The 15,730-nt window shown below is 53.9% G+C and carries 13 protein-coding genes; 6 read left to right on the top strand and 7 right to left on the bottom strand.

What is annotated here, in order from left to right:
* The first annotated feature begins 75 nt into the window (after nucleotides 1–75).
* The gene (locus AC4PHM_RS04865) at nucleotides 76–2,190 is read left to right on the top strand and encodes a vWA domain-containing protein (protein WP_492019785.1); all 2,115 of its coding nucleotides are present in this window, start codon (nucleotides 76–78) and stop codon (nucleotides 2,188–2,190) included.
* Nucleotides 2,191–2,224: 34 nt separating this feature from the next.
* Complete coding sequence (locus AC4PHM_RS04870; protein ID WP_492019786.1) at nucleotides 2,225–3,466, top strand: AAA family ATPase; 1,242 nt, start codon at nucleotides 2,225–2,227, stop codon at nucleotides 3,464–3,466.
* An 83-nt stretch (nucleotides 3,467–3,549) separates the two neighbouring features.
* Here the strand turns inward: AC4PHM_RS04870 and AC4PHM_RS04875 are convergent, their stop codons facing one another.
* From AC4PHM_RS04875 to hflK, 4 genes are all read right to left on the bottom strand, one after another.
* Nucleotides 3,550–4,488, bottom strand: a complete 939-nt coding sequence (locus AC4PHM_RS04875; RefSeq protein WP_492019787.1) for an AEC family transporter — start codon at nucleotides 4,486–4,488, stop codon at nucleotides 3,550–3,552.
* 128 nt (nucleotides 4,489–4,616) lie between these two features.
* A complete protein-coding gene (locus AC4PHM_RS04880; protein ID WP_492019788.1) occupies nucleotides 4,617–5,240 on the bottom strand; it encodes an MBL fold metallo-hydrolase in 624 nt (207 codons plus the stop codon).
* A gap of 1 nt (nucleotide 5,241) precedes the next feature.
* The gene (gene hflC, locus AC4PHM_RS04885; RefSeq protein ID WP_492019789.1) at nucleotides 5,242–6,255 is read right to left on the bottom strand and encodes a protease modulator HflC; all 1,014 of its coding nucleotides are present in this window, start codon (nucleotides 6,253–6,255) and stop codon (nucleotides 5,242–5,244) included.
* Nucleotides 6,248–7,186, bottom strand: coding sequence for an FtsH protease activity modulator HflK (gene hflK, locus AC4PHM_RS04890; protein WP_492019790.1), 939 nt, complete (start codon nucleotides 7,184–7,186; stop codon nucleotides 6,248–6,250). The genes hflC and hflK overlap by 8 nt, the downstream gene beginning before the upstream one ends.
* 355 nt (nucleotides 7,187–7,541) lie before the next feature.
* Here hflK and AC4PHM_RS04895 point away from each other — a divergent pair, with 355 nt between their 5' ends.
* Together AC4PHM_RS04895 and AC4PHM_RS04900 are read left to right on the top strand one after the other, a co-directional pair.
* A complete protein-coding gene (locus AC4PHM_RS04895; RefSeq protein WP_492019791.1) occupies nucleotides 7,542–8,249 on the top strand; it encodes a pirin family protein in 708 nt (235 codons plus the stop codon).
* A 183-nt stretch (nucleotides 8,250–8,432) separates the two neighbouring features.
* Nucleotides 8,433–10,460: an LTA synthase family protein gene (locus AC4PHM_RS04900; protein WP_492019792.1), complete on the top strand. Its 2,028-nt coding sequence runs from the start codon at nucleotides 8,433–8,435 to the stop codon at nucleotides 10,458–10,460.
* Here the strand turns inward: AC4PHM_RS04900 and AC4PHM_RS04905 are convergent.
* From AC4PHM_RS04905 to AC4PHM_RS04915, 3 genes are all read right to left on the bottom strand, one after another.
* Nucleotides 10,427–11,230 carry a hypothetical protein gene (locus AC4PHM_RS04905; protein WP_492019793.1) on the bottom strand — a complete coding sequence of 268 codons (804 nt, stop codon included), beginning with the start codon at nucleotides 11,228–11,230 and terminating at the stop codon, nucleotides 10,427–10,429. The two genes, AC4PHM_RS04900 and AC4PHM_RS04905, sit on opposite strands and share 34 nt — an antisense overlap.
* An 84-nt stretch (nucleotides 11,231–11,314) precedes the next feature.
* Complete coding sequence (locus AC4PHM_RS04910) at nucleotides 11,315–12,850, bottom strand: Ig-like domain-containing protein (RefSeq protein WP_492019794.1); 1,536 nt, start codon at nucleotides 12,848–12,850, stop codon at nucleotides 11,315–11,317.
* Between the two features lie 173 nt (nucleotides 12,851–13,023).
* Nucleotides 13,024–13,791 carry a MerR family transcriptional regulator gene (locus AC4PHM_RS04915; protein WP_492019795.1) on the bottom strand — a complete coding sequence of 256 codons (768 nt, stop codon included), beginning with the start codon at nucleotides 13,789–13,791 and terminating at the stop codon, nucleotides 13,024–13,026.
* Nucleotides 13,792–14,084: 293 nt separating this feature from the next.
* Between AC4PHM_RS04915 and AC4PHM_RS04920 the strand changes: the two genes are divergently transcribed.
* Both AC4PHM_RS04920 and AC4PHM_RS04925 read left to right on the top strand, forming a co-directional pair.
* The gene (locus AC4PHM_RS04920) at nucleotides 14,085–14,453 is read left to right on the top strand and encodes a VOC family protein (RefSeq protein WP_492019796.1); all 369 of its coding nucleotides are present in this window, start codon (nucleotides 14,085–14,087) and stop codon (nucleotides 14,451–14,453) included.
* A gap of 28 nt (nucleotides 14,454–14,481) precedes the next feature.
* A complete protein-coding gene (locus tag AC4PHM_RS04925) occupies nucleotides 14,482–15,711 on the top strand; it encodes a DEAD/DEAH box helicase (RefSeq protein ID WP_492019797.1) in 1,230 nt (409 codons plus the stop codon).
* Nucleotides 15,712–15,730: the final 19 nt, after the last annotated feature.

Here is a 15,730-nt window from a genome sequence, read left to right on the forward strand (position 1 = left end):
GAATAGACAACAAGGATTTCGAGTTATATAATTAAGTCAGCGTTTTCCAATTTGCCCGAAGGCAGGTGATGTCCCGTGTCAGCACAAGAACAAGCGTCCGCACAAGTGCCGGCCCAAACACCAGGCACAGCCAGCGCCATATCCCGCAACCTGCTTGATGAGTTCTATTTTGATACCCTGCGCAATCAATCTAAGCTTTTGACAAGGTATCAGACCCTGTTGTCAGCCCTGACCCCCGGCTTCACGACCCTTTTGGAGGACCTGTTTTACCTGCTGTATAAAATCGAGCCCATCCTGACACCGCAGCCTTCCGCCGGACGCGCTGTCATCTCCGGGATGCTGTCCACCATGACGCTGAGAAAGCTCAGAGGCCGCACCGCGGGCAGTACCACCGAAAGCTATCTGGCTTTAAAATTGATGGTGGATGAGCTGCTCCTTCATCTCAGGGGCACGGACATCCCAATGCACTTGGAAACCCTGAACAGTGCTTTGGAAGCACTCATAGAGACCAGAAATGCCCTCGAAAACAGCATGGAAGCCAAGCTGGAACTGAACGAGGCAGTAAAGCCGGAAGATGCCGGGCATCTCAACCGCTTAAAATCGCCCATCGGGCTGCCTGAGAACGCATCCCTCAGCGAAGTGGCCAAAGCCTTGGCTGAGTCCCTTAAAGCCCTTTCAGGTCATAAATCGCCTGACGCACTGAGGACAGAGAAAGCAAAAGACCAGGCTAAACCTGTCAAGCCAAAAATCTCAGACAAAAAGTCGACAGACCTCGAGTCCAAACTAAAGTCGTCGCTGGCACCTGACCTTTCCTCATTTCTTGAAAAACTCGATATGGCCATGAACAGCGAGCATCAGGTTCAGTCTGAACAGGATGGTGACAGAAGCCTCTCTTCAGAGAAATCAGGGACACCCTCCACAGCGGACGACTTGGCGGATCATCTGGCCAGCGAACTTCAGGCACTTTCCATAAAAATGGATACAGAGGGAACAGCGTCCCCGCCCGACACTCTGACGCCTGCCGGCTTTTCAGTTCAGGAAATGACCCAGGGGGATGTGGATCAAAAGCGGATTGTCGACGGTGCAGGTCTGGGCGCCCCTGTCTCCTCCACCACACTGGGTTATTCGGGAGACGGCCGTTTGGACAGCCGGGGTCAGACCCGTCAAAGCGCCGGCTCTGGAGCGGGCAGCCTGCAGCAGACTCTGGAACGACTGAATGAGCGCATCTCGCGCCTGGAGGGACAGATCGCCGAGGTACTCAGACCCTTGGATGTGAGTCTGGCAATAAACAAGACCATAGACAGCATTGACCGTTTTACCGAAAATCTGAAAGCCTTGGGGGTCAATTCCGACCTGGAAGTGACAGATGATTTCGATCATGTGCTGGAGCTATATAAGGCTCTGGGGGAACCATCGGCTATACGTTTTTTGAATAAAGTGGGAAAAAAGCGTGAGATCGCCAGACGCTCGCAATATCAGAAAAAGCGTAAGATGCAGTATATCATTGATAAAGTGGCCGTTGGCGACCGGTTCGACGCCCTGATCGACGAGGAAATCACCACCCTGTCCATGGAGGTCTTCAGCGACGACTTTTATGACCGATTCCTGAACCGCAGCCTGCTGGTCTACGAAATGGAAGGCCACGCCGCCCGTGACCGGGGGCCCATTATCCTCTGCTACGACGGCTCAGGATCCATGGAAGGCGTCAAAATTGAGGAGACGAAGGCACTGCTGGTCGCGTTCATTGAGGTGGCGCGCATCCAGAAGCGCCGGCTGATCACCCTGCAGTTCGCGTCAAAGACAGAGCCTCTGTACATCCAAGAATTCAATCCCAATCACGTGACCATTGAGGAAATCATGCGCCTGTTGGGACATTTCATCCGGGGCGGCACAGATTTTGAAACGCCGCTGAAAGCGGCTGTTGAGCTGCTCAAGGAGGATCGCTACCGGCATGCGGACATCCTGATGATCACGGACGGCTTCAGCGATATTCGCGCAGACTTCAAGAAAGCGTTCAAAGTGTGGAAATCCGCAATGGCTTTCAAGCTTTACGCCATCATCATACACGGCGAGACCTATGGGGATTATGGGGATCTGGGTGAAATTTCAGACGAAATCCTCGAGATCCGCGACCGGGATCTGTCCAACTGGAACGAAAAAATCAGCGCGCAGCTTTTTGAAAAGATATAGGTTTCAACTACTAAATCACGTGGGGGGATTTGGAATGGCCATAGAGTATCGCGACAGGCAAAGAGCCGAGCTCGAGACCGGATTATCCGAGAATCTGGAGCAATTCAGCGGGAAGCTGAGAGGGATCCGCGACTTTCTGAACCGCAAGTATTATGAGGTGGACACCTTTGTAGAGTGTATTCTGCTCTCCATGATCTCAAGAACCAACATGATTGCCCTTGGGCCTCCGGGGATCGCGAAATCTGCGATCCTCAGGGAAATTGTCAACGTCATTGACTTTGATGTCTTTGAAGGCACACCTTATTTTCACATTCAGATGGGTACGGACATCAGTCCGAACAATATCCTGGGCGCGCCTGACATAGAATATTACAAGCGTCACGGCATCATCAAACGGGCGTATCAGGGATTTTTGCCGGATGCCGCGATTGCCTTCTTTTCTGAATTCTACCGGATCAGCGACCAGGTGGCCAACTCCGGCATCCTGACCATCTTGAATGAGGGCGAATTCAAAAACGGCACGGATACCGTCAAGACGAACCTGAGATTTTTCATGGCGGACACTAACTTCTTCCCGAAGCAGCCGGATGATCTGGACGCGGATGAGACGGATTACCGCCTTCAGGCCCTCCATGACCGTTTTCTCTCCAGGGTGTTGGTCTCTCCCCTTCAGGATGATGACAACAAAGTCCGCATGATCCTGATGGACGATCACGACAGCACGGACATCAAGCTGAGCCTGAACGATCTGATCTGGATCCAGGATCATCTGGAGCTGGTGGCGCTCCCTGAAGCGATTGCCCGCGCCATGGTGGAGATCTCCAATACCCTCACCAAAAAATATAAACTCTTTATCTCCCCGCGCCGCCTCAAGATGTCGAGAAATCTGATCCGTGCCAGCGCGCTGCTCAGCGGTCGCCTGACCTGCCGGATGGAGGACCTGATGGCCCTTCAATTTTCGTTCTGGCAGAAGGAAGAAGACATTCAGAAGGTGCGGGATTTGATTCTGGACACCATAGGCATCCCTGAAGCCGATGGCCGCAAGTTCGACAAAATGGCCCTCAGTATTCTGCAGGAGCTGCAGTCGAACATTGACAACACCCACAACCTCCCGACCTTCAACCCGGAAAAGCTCTACCGCCAGGCCGTCAGCGACCTGACCAAGCTCCTGGAAATGATCTTGAAAAAATATCCTGTCCCAGAGGAGCACACGGCTGTGGAAAAGGCTTTCCGCCAGGTTGAAGCTGAAATTCGAAAGCTGCAGCTGGAAGCGTGAGGGAGGTAAGGAAGGCGGTGTCAGACACCGCCTTCCTTCCAATCAAAGAGAGACGCTTCAGCCCGAAGCGTCTCTCTTTTCATTTAAATCAGTCCCAAACTCCTTAGCCCAAAGATCCACAGGAAAATCGTCACAACGGACAGCGCTGAGCCAAAGACCACCAACTGCCCCGCCAGGACATCATCCGCGTCCATCTGCTGGGCCATGGTGAAGGTGGACACCGCTGCAGGCGCGGCGTACATGACCATCAAAGTCACGAGTTCCGGACCGGTGAACCCCATCCTGACACACACGGGCACCAAAATGCCCGGGATCACCACCAGCTTAGAAAACACGCCGTAGACAATATACTTGGTGTTGTCCTTCACAGCGCTGAAGTTAAAGGAGCCGCCCAGCGCCAATATAGCCAGAGGCGTTGCCGCTTTTGCCAGATCGCCGACCGTCTTCTCCACCGGCACAGGCAGGGTCAGACCCACCCGCATGGCTATAATTCCGGCCAGCGAACCAATAATCAGCGGATTTTTGAAAACGTCCAAAATCAGCTTCCCGGGGCTGATTTTTTTGTTTCGGAAGACCGACAGGACAATGACACTCAGGGCGTTGAAAATAGGCACCACGGTCCCAACGACAATGGCAGTGATGCCCGCCCTTTCTGTGCCGTAGATGGAGGCGACAATAGGCAGGCTGAAGATGATGGAATTGCTGCGGCCTATGCCCTGAATCAGGGTGGCGCGCCTGCGGTTATCCTTCACAAACAACACAGTGACCACCGTAAAAACACCAAAAATGACAACGGCGGAGACCGCTGCGAACAGGATCACGCGGGTATCGAAATGGCCATTTGGATCTGTCTGGTAGATATTGTTAAAGACCAGCGCCGGCAACAATGCCTTGAACGCAAGGCTGTTCAGGACTTTCAGTGATTTTGGATCAAACATGCCAAGATGCTTCAAGCCATAGCCAAGAGACATGAGCAGAAAAAGCGGCAGGATGATGTTGAGCGAGAAGATGAAATTCTGCATGGTGTGAGCGTCCTCCCGGAATGACTTTTGTCGTTTGGATCAGTTTTTGGCCGATGGTGGCCTGAAAGGGGCCATGAGTGGGTGTCATACGACCATCGGCAAAATCGTTCTGTCTTTGCCTTCTTCGTTTACAAATGGCGCTCCAGGCCCCCGCGCACATCCGCCATCATGGCCGGGGCGTCGTGACCGGGATAGAGCATCCAGTCATCCGCCCATTCCCGCAGGGCTTTTCGGATCGAGGCTTTCATCTGGGCGTCGCTGCCGCTGTAGAGGTCGGTGCGGCCCACGTCATCGCTGAAAATAGTGTCTCCCGTAAACATCACAGGGGCATTTTCGAGCTTCAGGCAAATGCTGCCGGCAGTGTGCCCCGGCGTGTGAAGGACCAGCAGCGCCTGGCTGCCAAAGGGAATCCTCTGCCCGTCTTCCAGACCGACATCCGCCGCAAGCCGCAGATCGCGCTCGCCCGAGTGATTGTAGTAAGGCGTCGCGAGCAGCTTCGCCTCTGCCCTATGGGCCATCAGGGGGCAATCGTACTGCTTTCGCAGCGCTGCCGCGGCGCCAATATGATCCCAATGTCCATGGGTGAGAATGATGCCGATGGGTTTTAAACCCTTCTCATGCACCACTTTCATTATCTTTTTCTTCTCGTCGCCTGGATCCAGGATCAGCGCTTCTCTCGTCTCTTCATCATACACGAGGTAGGCGTTGGTCTGGTGGGACCCAAGGGCGCGCTGCCACAAACCGTAAGTCATATTACTCTCCTGTCAGGTATTTCAGATAAGGCGAATTGAGCGGCAGCAGCAGCACCGTTTCGCCGTTGATGGTCGTCTTGTAGGAGGTCAGCGTCCGGTAGAGATTGAAGAATTCCGGATCTTTGCTGTAGGCGTCGTTGTAAAGTCGGGCGGCTTCCTTTTCGCCTTCGGCCTGAATGGTCTTGGCATCCGCCTCTGCTCTGGACAGCATCTCTGACACTTCTCGGTCCGTCTCAGCCCGGATCTTCAGCGCTTCGGCATCGCCCTGGGACAGGTACTGCTGCGCGGTGCTTTCACGCTCTGAGATCATGCGCAGGAAGACAGATTCTTCATTGGCAGCAGGAAGATCCGCGCGCTTCATCTTGATATCAATCAGTTCGATACCGCTTTCATTTTTCACGAGGGTATCGTTGACCTGTCCCTTGACAGTGGTGTCAATGCCGCCTCGGGCGCTGACGCGGTCTTTGATGATATCGACATAATTCATTTTGCCAAGCTCCGTGCGGATGCTGGAGTAAACGATATCACCCAGACGACTTTCCGCCGCGCTAAGGGTTCTCAGAGACTCGATCATCTGGATAGGGTCGGTGATCTTCCATAGGCTATAGTAGTCGACCATGATGCGCTTTTTGTCCAGGGTGTTGATCTCAGCCGGCGGCACATCATAAACCAGGGTGTACTTTGGCAGTCGGGTGATGGTTTGGACAAATGGGGTCTTGAACTTGAGTCCCGGCGAGTCGATGACTCTGACAATTTCGCCGAACTGCCGGACAATGACATACTCGTTGGCTTTGACAATAAAGAGGTTGCTTTGCACGAAGACCGCAAGGATGACGACGAAGATGACCAGCGGAATGATCTTCGAAAAAGAGCGGTTAGCGGGACGTGGTTTTGGGCTGTCGGTGCTGGTGCTGTGACCATCGGCAGCTGTATGAGGTCTTTGGGCTTTGTTGGCGGCCATACCCTTCTTGATCTCGTCGATTATGACCTGAATGACGTTGTCGAGCTTACTCATTAGCCTCACCGCCTTTCTTCAGCTGATCCAGCGGCAGGTAGTTGACGGTGTTGCCGCCGCCCTCCTGCATGATGTAGATTTGAACGTCCGGCAGGATCTGCTCGAGGGTCTCGATGATCAGGCGGTCGCGGGTAATAGTCTTATTGGTCACGTATTCGGAGTAGATGGCGTTGAACTGGGCGACATCACCCCGGGCCTTCTCTATGCGGGCGACCTTATCCCCTTCCGCGCGGCTGATGAGAGCGGCCTTCTGGCCTTCAGCGGTATTGATCTTCTCATTGCGGTAGCGGTTGGCCTGATTGATTTTTGTGATGCGCTCCTCACGGGCGGAAGCGACTTTTTTGAAAGCGTCACTGACCTGCTCGTTCGGGAGGTCGACGTCCTGGAGGTTGACGTTGCGGATGGCGACGCCAATCTCATAGTTCTCCACCAGGGACACAAGGGTGTCTCTCGTGTCGTTCATGATGCGGGTACGGCCGTCTGTCAGAGCGTCATCCACCACGGAGCTCCCTATGACGCCGCGCAGGGCACTGGAGGTGGCGTTCATCAGGATCTTGACAGGATCTTCGGTATTGTAAAGGAAAGCGATGGGATCGACGATCTGCCACTGAACTTCCAGATCCGCCAGGATGATATTCTCATCTCCGGTGATCATTTTGGCGTCCTTCTCCTGCAGGGTCGTGCCATCCTGGCTTTCTTCATAGCCAAAGGTCAGGGAGAAGGTTTCTCTGGAGAGCTTGCGAACGTTCTGGATGGGATACGGCAGCTTGAATCTGAGCCCCGGCTGAACCAGATTGGTGTCCGGCTTACCAAAGGTCTCAAGGACGGCGTACTCCGTCTGGTCCACCGTGTAGAAACTGGTGCCGCCGAGCCAGATTATTACCGCTGCGACTAGGATTAGAGCAAAAAACGTGGGCGTTCGTTTGGTCATCATAGGCCTCCTGATTGATAGAGTGTGATGTGCTTGAGTGCAATAAGTACAGTGAGTGTTGATTTACAAGTGCGGTCGTTTGTGACAGTCCTTTAGCAGAGAATTGAAACAGACTGCTGCTGCAGAACACACATCACTTCAATTCTGAAGGTTTTTTAGGCTTTAGTCAATTGAACATGAAAAAATTTTTCTGTGGTCACACCTCTGCATGGCGATTCTTTCATCCTTGAGCCGTAATTGCGACACTGCCTGGCAGTTGAGTAAAAATTTCTGAAAACACCATTGATTTTATTACTAATTAGTAGTATATTTATGTTAGATGATAATACTTCTCAACCTAAAGGAGGTTTTTAATTTGATCAGAAAAATCAATCATCAGCAAATGGGGCGCAGCAACCGCGGCTGGCTTCGCAGCCTGTTTCACTTTTCCTTCGCTGAGTACTATAATCCTGACAACATGAATTTTGGGGTCCTCAGGGTCCTAAACGATGACCTGGTGGCTTCCATGACTGGCTTTGACACTCACCCACACCGGGACATGGAGATCATCTCCTATGTCGTCGACGGCGCATTGACGCACGGGGACAGCATGGGCAACAAAAGCACGATCCGCCGTGGCCAGGTTCAGTATATGAGCGCCGGAACCGGCGTTGCCCACAGTGAGCACAATCTGGGCGATGAAGAGCTCCGCTTCCTTCAAATCTGGATCCTGCCGGATCAAAAGCGCCATACCCCCGCATATGGAGATGTCAAGCTGGACTGGAACCTGCGCAGCGGCAAATGGCTCCACTTCGCGTCACCTGTGGGCGGCGGCGCACCCGTTGAACTCCATCAGGATGCTAATTTCTATGCGGTGGAGCTGACAGGCGGACAACGCATTGATTTTGAAGTCAAAGAAGGCCGTCAAGCCTATTTAGTGCTGATAGAAGGCAGTGTACTGATCAACGGACTCAGGTTGGAGACCAGGGATGGACTTGAAAGTGTTGAGGAATCCCTGTCCATTCACGTCGATCAGCCGGATCAAACCGCCCACCTTCTCGTCATAGAGATGGCGAAAGGGTAAATTTTTATTTGGGGGACGCGGACGGGTTTTGACCTGGGGACGCGGACGGGTTTCAACTTGGGGGTGGGGGTAATATTTCTGTAATAAAACAAAGCTAAATTGAAATCCAAGAACTTTGATTGACCCCTTTTTCCAGTTCGGCTATGATTGGGCTAGAACACATTGGAGAAAGGGGTCTATTTCATGCAGTCGATCCTATCAGAATTCATATCGGGCTTTCTGCCCGGCTTATATTGGTTGTGGGTGATCCTGTATTTCGAAATCACCCTTCGACTTGCAACTGTAAAGAGCCTCAGAATTTTTGGCTTCGGCAGCCTCTTTCTCTGGTCAGCCCTCTACGCCTGTGTGTTGATGCTCATATCGTCGCTTTTCTCAGGCAGCCTTTCAACGGTTTTAACCACGGCTTTGACCCTGATCCTGTTCTTCCTCTTCGCTTCCCAGCTGGTCTACTACAAAATCTTCAAAATGTTTTACACCCTGTATTCCATGGGTAACGCCGGCCAAGTTCTGGATTTTGTCAAAGATATTGTCGCTTATGTCGCCTCCAGTCTCCAGTGGATCCTGGTCCTTCTCCTGCCTCCGGTGGTATATTTCTTAATTCCTGCGAAACAATTATTCAGCCAGGGGCGACTGAGCCAGGCGGGCTCGACAGTGGCTCTCATCATGATCACCCTGGCTATTGCCATCCTTTTATTTACAATAGCCAAATACAGAATTCACAAGGGGCGCAGCATCCTGGGTTCCCCTTACGAAGCTTACCACAAAAGCATGGACCCTACGGTAACCCTTCGCCATTTCGGCCTGCTCACCACCATGCGCCTCGATTTCCAGCGCTCCATACTCGGCATGAAGTCCATGATTTACGACGACAAACAGATGAAAGCCTCCCTCCCAAACGGAATCGGAGACACAGACCCTTGGCCGCCCTCCAGTTACAATGCTTTGCCGATGGTCCTCTCAACCACAACCACAAAGCAGAAAGACAACGCGGCTGTCACACAACTGAAAGACCTTCACAACTGGCTCAGTGCCCAGCACCCAACCCCCAAAAACGCCTACACAGGTCTTTTCAAGGGCTGCAATCTGATTGTCCTCACCGCCGAAAGCATGTCGCCTTACTCCATCCACAAAGAACTGACCCCGACCCTGTATAAAATGGTCCATAACGGTTTCCATTTTACTGAATTTTACAATCCTATATGGGGCGTCAGCACCTCTGACGGCGAATATGTCGCCTGTACCGGTCTACTTCCCAAAAGCGGCGTGTGGAGCTTCATTGAGTCCGCCGGCAAAAACATGACCATGACCCTTGGCAACCAGCTTCGCCCCTTGGGGTACACGACGACCGCCTATCACAACCACCGCTACAGTTACTATAAACGCCACCTCTCCCACCCCAACATGGGCTATACCTACTATGGCCTGGGAAACGGCCTGAACGTCACCCCCGTCTGGCCTGAGTCCGACCTGGAAATGATGCAGCTCACGGTTCCTCAGTACATAGACAAAGAACCCTTTCACACCTATTATATGACCGTCAGCGGCCATATGCGCTACAGCTTCAGCGGCAACGCCATGGCCTCCAAGAATCGCGCCGCAGTGGAACACCTGAACCTCAGCGAAGAGGCTAAAGCCTATCTCGCCACCCAGGTTGAACTCGACCGCGCCATGGCCTCACTTCTTGAGCAGCTTGAAGCCGCCGGCGTTTCCGACAGAACCCTGATCGCCATGAGCGCCGACCACTACCCTTATGGCCTGTCCGATGCTGCCCTCGATGAGCTCGCCGGCCACAAAGTCGACCGCAGCTTCGAGCTCTACCGCAGCCCGTTTGTTTTGTACTGCCCGGGAAGCAGCCGGGGTCAGACCCCGGTTGTCATAAACACCCCCTGCTCCAGCCTGGACATCCTCCCCACCCTCTGCAACCTCATGGGTCTGGCGTACGACTCGCGCCTCCTCATGGGCCGCGACATCTTCTCGGACAGCGAGCCTCTAGTGATGTTCCTCAACAAGAGCTTCATCACCCGCCATGGCCGCTATGACGCCCTTAAAAAATGTTTTTTGCCGATGGTCACCGACCCCACCCCTATCCCCACCTCAGATTACATTCGCGAGGTCACCGAGACTATAGAAGAGAAATTTCTGGCCTCCGCACGCATTCTGGATCTGGATTATTATGGTCACCTGGACCTCACTTCAAAAGAGACAAGATAACTCAGTCCTCGACCCCAAAACTTCTCCAGATCCAGTATCACCCTGTTGCCCCAGCTCGAGACAATCAAGAATTCTCTGCCACTTCGCTTCTCCGTCTCAACCCCTGTAATCACCACCCAGTGCCATTGAAACCGGTCTGTGGTAAAAATACGCCCAGATACTACACTTTGATAGTCCACCTGTCTGAGCCCGGGATTGTTAAAGTTAAGCATGGCAATAGGAACGCCCTTTTCAACCTGTTCCAGAATAAAAGCTTTAGCCTGGCTCAAGCTGAGTCTTTGACGGGCAGGCCAACGAACAGAGCCGCCAAGCGGCCAGACAGGTCGCAGCCCGACATTCTGCTTTTGGGCCAGCGCCACAACAGCGCTGGCAAATCGAACTGGGCTATGAATTCCAAGCGAATCCGGCAGTCGAAGAATCGAGCGTCGCCCAACGCGTCCTTTTTGAAACCGGGTCATCGACTTCCAGGGCGGAACAAGCGGGGTCAGACCCGCATAGACCTGGTGCATGTGCGCCAGATAGTCCGCCATGTCCAAGCGTCTGCTGTCAAGAACCGGCCCGGCGCTACCAACAGCACCATCCGCGCCAAGGACGACCCCGAAATAAGCCAGGATGTTGGCTGCCGCCACGGTCCCGCAGCCGCCTGCCCGTCCGTTCTCCGACTCAAACCAGGATTGATCGCCGCCATAATAGGAAATCGTGGAGCCATTTGTACTACGCGCTTCAAGGCGAATGAATTCGGCCAGTGCCTCTTTTGAGTATTCCAGCATGACGGCTGCCTCCTCTTCAAAGCAAAGTCGGTGTCAAGCGGCGTAGAGCCGCCGACACCGACTTCCTTGTTTTTGACTCTAGAATCAATAAAGCACAAACGTCGTCACCGCCGGGCTCGGATCCCATCCATCCATGGTCAGTTTGACGCTCTGAAGAGTGTCGACGTTGACCCCGACCACCGTCAAAACGCCGCTTGAGCCGATAGTCCCGACACCATAGCCATTGAACAGAACCGTGGCGCCAGCTCTGCCGGTCACCCTGACGTTGGCATCCGCGCCAGAAATCTTTGAAACCGCGACACTTGGCGCCGCCAGAGCCGACTTCGACACCGTTAAAGTCAGCGCGGCTTTCGCCGTTGTCCCGGACACCGTCCCGGTGCTGATTTTCGTGCCCGCGGTGGCGGTATCCAGCACCGAAGGATTCCATATGACCGCAACACTTTTTGTAGTTTTGTCACTCATCACAGCGACCACCGTCGCCGGCAGGTTATACCCCTCGCCCTGCCTGATACTTGCCTCGACGGGACGCAGCGACTGAATCGTCACCGGTGCAGGCTTAGGAGCAGGTTTAGGTGCCGGTTTGGCCTCAGGCTTTGGTGCAGGCGCAGGCGCCGGAGCCGGTGCTGGTGCTGGTGCTGGCGCTGGTGCAGGTGCGGGCTCGGGTGAAGGCGCAGACGCCGTTGCCTGTCCAGGCACCTGTGTCGTCTCTCCGCCCGGATTTTGCGCCCCCGTCGGCGGCCCAATGGCAGGGACACCGTCCTTAATTGCCACTTGATCACTGATGATCAGCGTCAGGGTCACTTCCCCATCATACCCTTCAATTGTCCCAATACTGCCGCGCACCCCATTTTCTGAGGTGTCGATGACCCGCGGCGTCCACCGGATGGGGACTTGGGTCTCGGAACCATCGGCTAATACTGCTTTTATCATTTTAGGAAGCTCAAAGCTGGTATTTCGAAGCACCTCATATGACAGATTTTCCACGCGTACTATAGGCGGCAAGCCGGCGTCGTCAAAAAACAGCCGTGCCACGGCAAAGGTCTGCCCAGCCGACCCCTGAATGCGCCCAATCCGAGCCGTTCGCATCATATCATACTCAGGCGCGTCGACGTGACCAATCAGGAAATTGAGCTGATCCGGCGCGTTTTCTTCATAACTGAAGGCCAGCTTCAGATCGCCGGCAGTCTCCCCAGACTCCTCAGATGAAGACGAAAACGCCGCCTTCACACCATCCTCGACCACATAGAGTCTACCCTCCTGCACAAAGAGATCCAGTGTCCCGCGGGCCGGATCCGGGACTTGCTTCATGAGGGTCACAGCCTTTGCCTCGGCAAGCCGACTTTCAATGAAATCCGCAGGCGCTCTCACTTGGGCAATAGGATCCATTTCCTGTTTCGAAAAAAGCATAGCCCTAAATCCAAACACATCTAGATAGAGCAGCGTAACGAACAGCACCCCTAAAACGCCAATCAGGGGAAGCCAGCGTCGTACTCGCACCTTCACTGGCAGCTTTTCAGGGACCGCCTTCGCGCCTTCACTTTTGCCTGGGCTGGATTTAGCCGGATTCGATTTTGGGGGCTGGGTGCTTGCCTGCTTAGTTCTGCTGTTTGAATTAAACACGGCGATTCCTCCTGCTTCAATGATGGCTGCACATTCTTATACTGATTTATTCATACCCAAAGGAAATTGGTGTCAGACACCCCCTTCCTCATTTCAGGCGGAAAATTACATCCAAAAATGGAAGAAAGGGGTCTCAGCAGCTTCCGTCTGCGGATCCCCCTTTAATACTTTCCCTAAGTCGTTATACCCGTAAAAATATGAATCGCGTCACGCAGAAATGCCGCTGCGCCCTCGCCGCACTTGTCATCATAAAACGCAGTGAAGCGCTCATCCTCCACATACATAGTGGCCAGCCCCGCATGCGCCTCCCCCGTATAGGTCGGCCAGTAGCTGCACAGCCAGCGCTTGTGCATCTTTGCAACCTCCTGGGCTAGCGCGCCGCCGGGCTCTCCTGTGGCCATAGCCTCCGCCAGCTTCACCAGAATAGCCTCGCTCAGGGCCTGCGCCTCGTTGTACTCCGCCTCGGACATACCTTGAAGCTTTTTATTGGAAGCCTCCACCGTCTCTTTCCCATACTTGGCGCGAACCTCTTCTCCATAACGCGCTTCATTGCGCTCGATCATAGTCTTCTTGAAACCCTCAAACTTCTCTTTGTCCGACATCTCCAGTCTCCCTTCCTGATAGGCAATAGTCTTCTCAACGTTGGCAATCAGCGCGTCCAGCTGCCGGCGCCGCTCCAGGAGCGCTTTGTGATGGGCTTCCAGCGCACTCTTCGGATCGAAGTCCGGCCGCTCCAGCACCTCCTTGATGCGGTCCAGTTCAAGCCCCAGCTCCCTGTAAAACAAGATCTGCTGCAGCCGGTCCACCTGCGCCGCCCCGTAAATCCGGTAGCCGGTACTGCTCAGCCTCAGCGGCTTCAGCAGCCCCATCTCATCGTAATATCTCAGCGTTCTCGAACTCACCCCTGCCAGCCTCGCCAGATTTTGTATCGTCATTTCCATAGACATTCCCCCAAAAGTCCCATCAGTATTTTTACCGCCGCCGGACTTATCCCGCTCGTTTATGTCTTGATTATAAAGGTTGACGTAGCGTCAACGTCAAGCGTTTAAGAAACTTTTTCAAAATATTTTTCTGCCGATGGTCACCCATCCCCCCACCCCACACTCCCCTGGCTTTTGATCCGGCGGTCGGTGTGATATAATGTTGGGTGCTGGAACCATCGGCAAAAAAACGCACTTTAAATTTTGTACCTTTACCCGGTTCCAGCCAAAACCACCTCAAAGGAGCGAATGTCGTGAACGCAAACTATTTATGGACCACGATTACCGTCAAAAGCATTGAAACCTCTCTGTCTTTCTATAGGGACCTGCTGGGCCTGACGGTCGAACGGCGCTTCATGCCCTACCCCGCCCTCGAGCTGTGCTTCCTGACGGACGGCAATGGCATTGAGGTCGAGCTCCTTGAGCACAAGCCAGCAACTGACGTGGTCACAGCACCGGCAAACCTTTCGCTGGGCTTTCGCGTCGCAGATCTCGACGAAGCCTTGAACCTCTGCAAAGACCGGGGCATCGAGATCGTCAATGGACCATTTGAAGGCGCCGGCGTCAAATTCTTCTTTGTCAAAGATCCGGACGGCGTCAATGTGCAGTTCGTTCAAAAGTAGACATTATCACAACTAACAGGAGGTACCCGTGAAAACCACTTTTTCAACTTTAGGCGTTTCGACAGTGTTGCTTGACGCCCTCACCGCTCAGGGCATTCAGAACCCTACGCCCATTCAGGCCATGGCGATTCCGGAAATCGCGGCAGGGAGAGACCTGATTGGCGAAGCCCAGACCGGCACTGGAAAAACCCTGGCATTTTTGCTGCCCATCTTCGAAAAGGTGGATCCGGCGCTTCCAAAGGTCCAGGCGCTGATCCTGACACCAACCCGCGAACTCGCTATTCAGATCACTGCCGAGGCCAGAAAGTTGGCGGCCTACGCGCCGCTTCACCTATTGGCGGCCTACGGCGGTCAGGATATCCAAGGGCAAATCAAGAAGCTCCAGGGCTCAGCGCAGATCGTCATAGGCACGCCCGGCAGGCTATTGGATCATCTGCGCAGGGGCACACTGCATTTTGACGATCTGAAAGTCCTCGTCCTGGACGAAGCGGATCAGATGCTCCACATTGGTTTCCAAAATGAAGTGGAGATGATTCTCAAGCGCACGCCGGCCAGCCGCCAAACCCTGTGCTTTTCGGCGACCATGCCTGCCGGAGTCAGGAAATTGACTCACAAATACCTGAAGGATCCGGTTCACGTAGCCGTTCCGGCACCGACGGTGACGCTTAAGGACATCGAACAATTCGTGGTCGAGACTACGGATCGTCAGAAGCGTCACGACCTGTTCGCCGTCCTTAAAAAAGAACGCCCCTTCATGGGCATCTTGTTCTGCAGGACGAAATACAGGGCGGATGCCCTCTTCGCTGCCATGTCCCAGGAGGGCTTCAGCTGTGAGCTCCTCCACGGCAACCTCACCCAGGCCAAGCGCGAAAAGGTCATGAAAGCTTTTCGCAAGATGGAATTTCAGTTCCTGATCGCCACCGACGTTGCCGCCCGAGGCCTCGACATTGAGGGGATCACCCACGTCTTCAACTACGACATCCCCGCGGATGCAGAGAGTTATATTCACCGTATAGGCAGAACTGGCCGTGCCGGTGAGAAAGGCCGCGCCTTCACCTTCGTCGCGCCAAAGGACAAGCCCGAACAGCGCGTCATTGAGGACGGCATCCAGCTGCGCCTCACGCATTATAGCTTCGACCGCCCAGCGGTTAAACACACCGCACCAGAACCCAAAGCCCAGCCGATGGAGTCAAAGTCCGCACGCCGCCAGCAAAATATTGCAAAGAGCAAAATGCGTGCTAAAACTAAAAGAAGATAGAATGGCAGGATAATAGCAC

The organism is Acidaminobacter sp. QWL-03, assembly GCF_058683855.1.

What these genes read in the sequence shown, in the direction of transcription:
- hflK (WP_492019790.1), bottom strand. Translation starts at nt 7,186, where the DNA reads ATGACCAAACGAACGCCCACGTTTTTTGCTCTAATCCTAGTCGCAGCG.
- hflC (WP_492019789.1), bottom strand. Translation starts at nt 6,255, where the DNA reads ATGAGTAAGCTCGACAACGTCATTCAGGTCATAATCGACGAGATCAAG.
- AC4PHM_RS04915 (WP_492019795.1), bottom strand. Translation starts at nt 13,791, where the DNA reads ATGGAAATGACGATACAAAATCTGGCGAGGCTGGCAGGGGTGAGTTCG.
- AC4PHM_RS04905 (WP_492019793.1), bottom strand. Translation starts at nt 11,230, where the DNA reads ATGCTGGAATACTCAAAAGAGGCACTGGCCGAATTCATTCGCCTTGAA.
- AC4PHM_RS04875 (WP_492019787.1), bottom strand. Translation starts at nt 4,488, where the DNA reads ATGCAGAATTTCATCTTCTCGCTCAACATCATCCTGCCGCTTTTTCTG.
- AC4PHM_RS04900 (WP_492019792.1), top strand. Translation starts at nt 8,433, where the DNA reads ATGCAGTCGATCCTATCAGAATTCATATCGGGCTTTCTGCCCGGCTTA.
- AC4PHM_RS04870 (WP_492019786.1), top strand. Translation starts at nt 2,225, where the DNA reads ATGGCCATAGAGTATCGCGACAGGCAAAGAGCCGAGCTCGAGACCGGA.
- AC4PHM_RS04880 (WP_492019788.1), bottom strand. Translation starts at nt 5,240, where the DNA reads ATGACTTACGGTTTGTGGCAGCGCGCCCTTGGGTCCCACCAGACCAAC.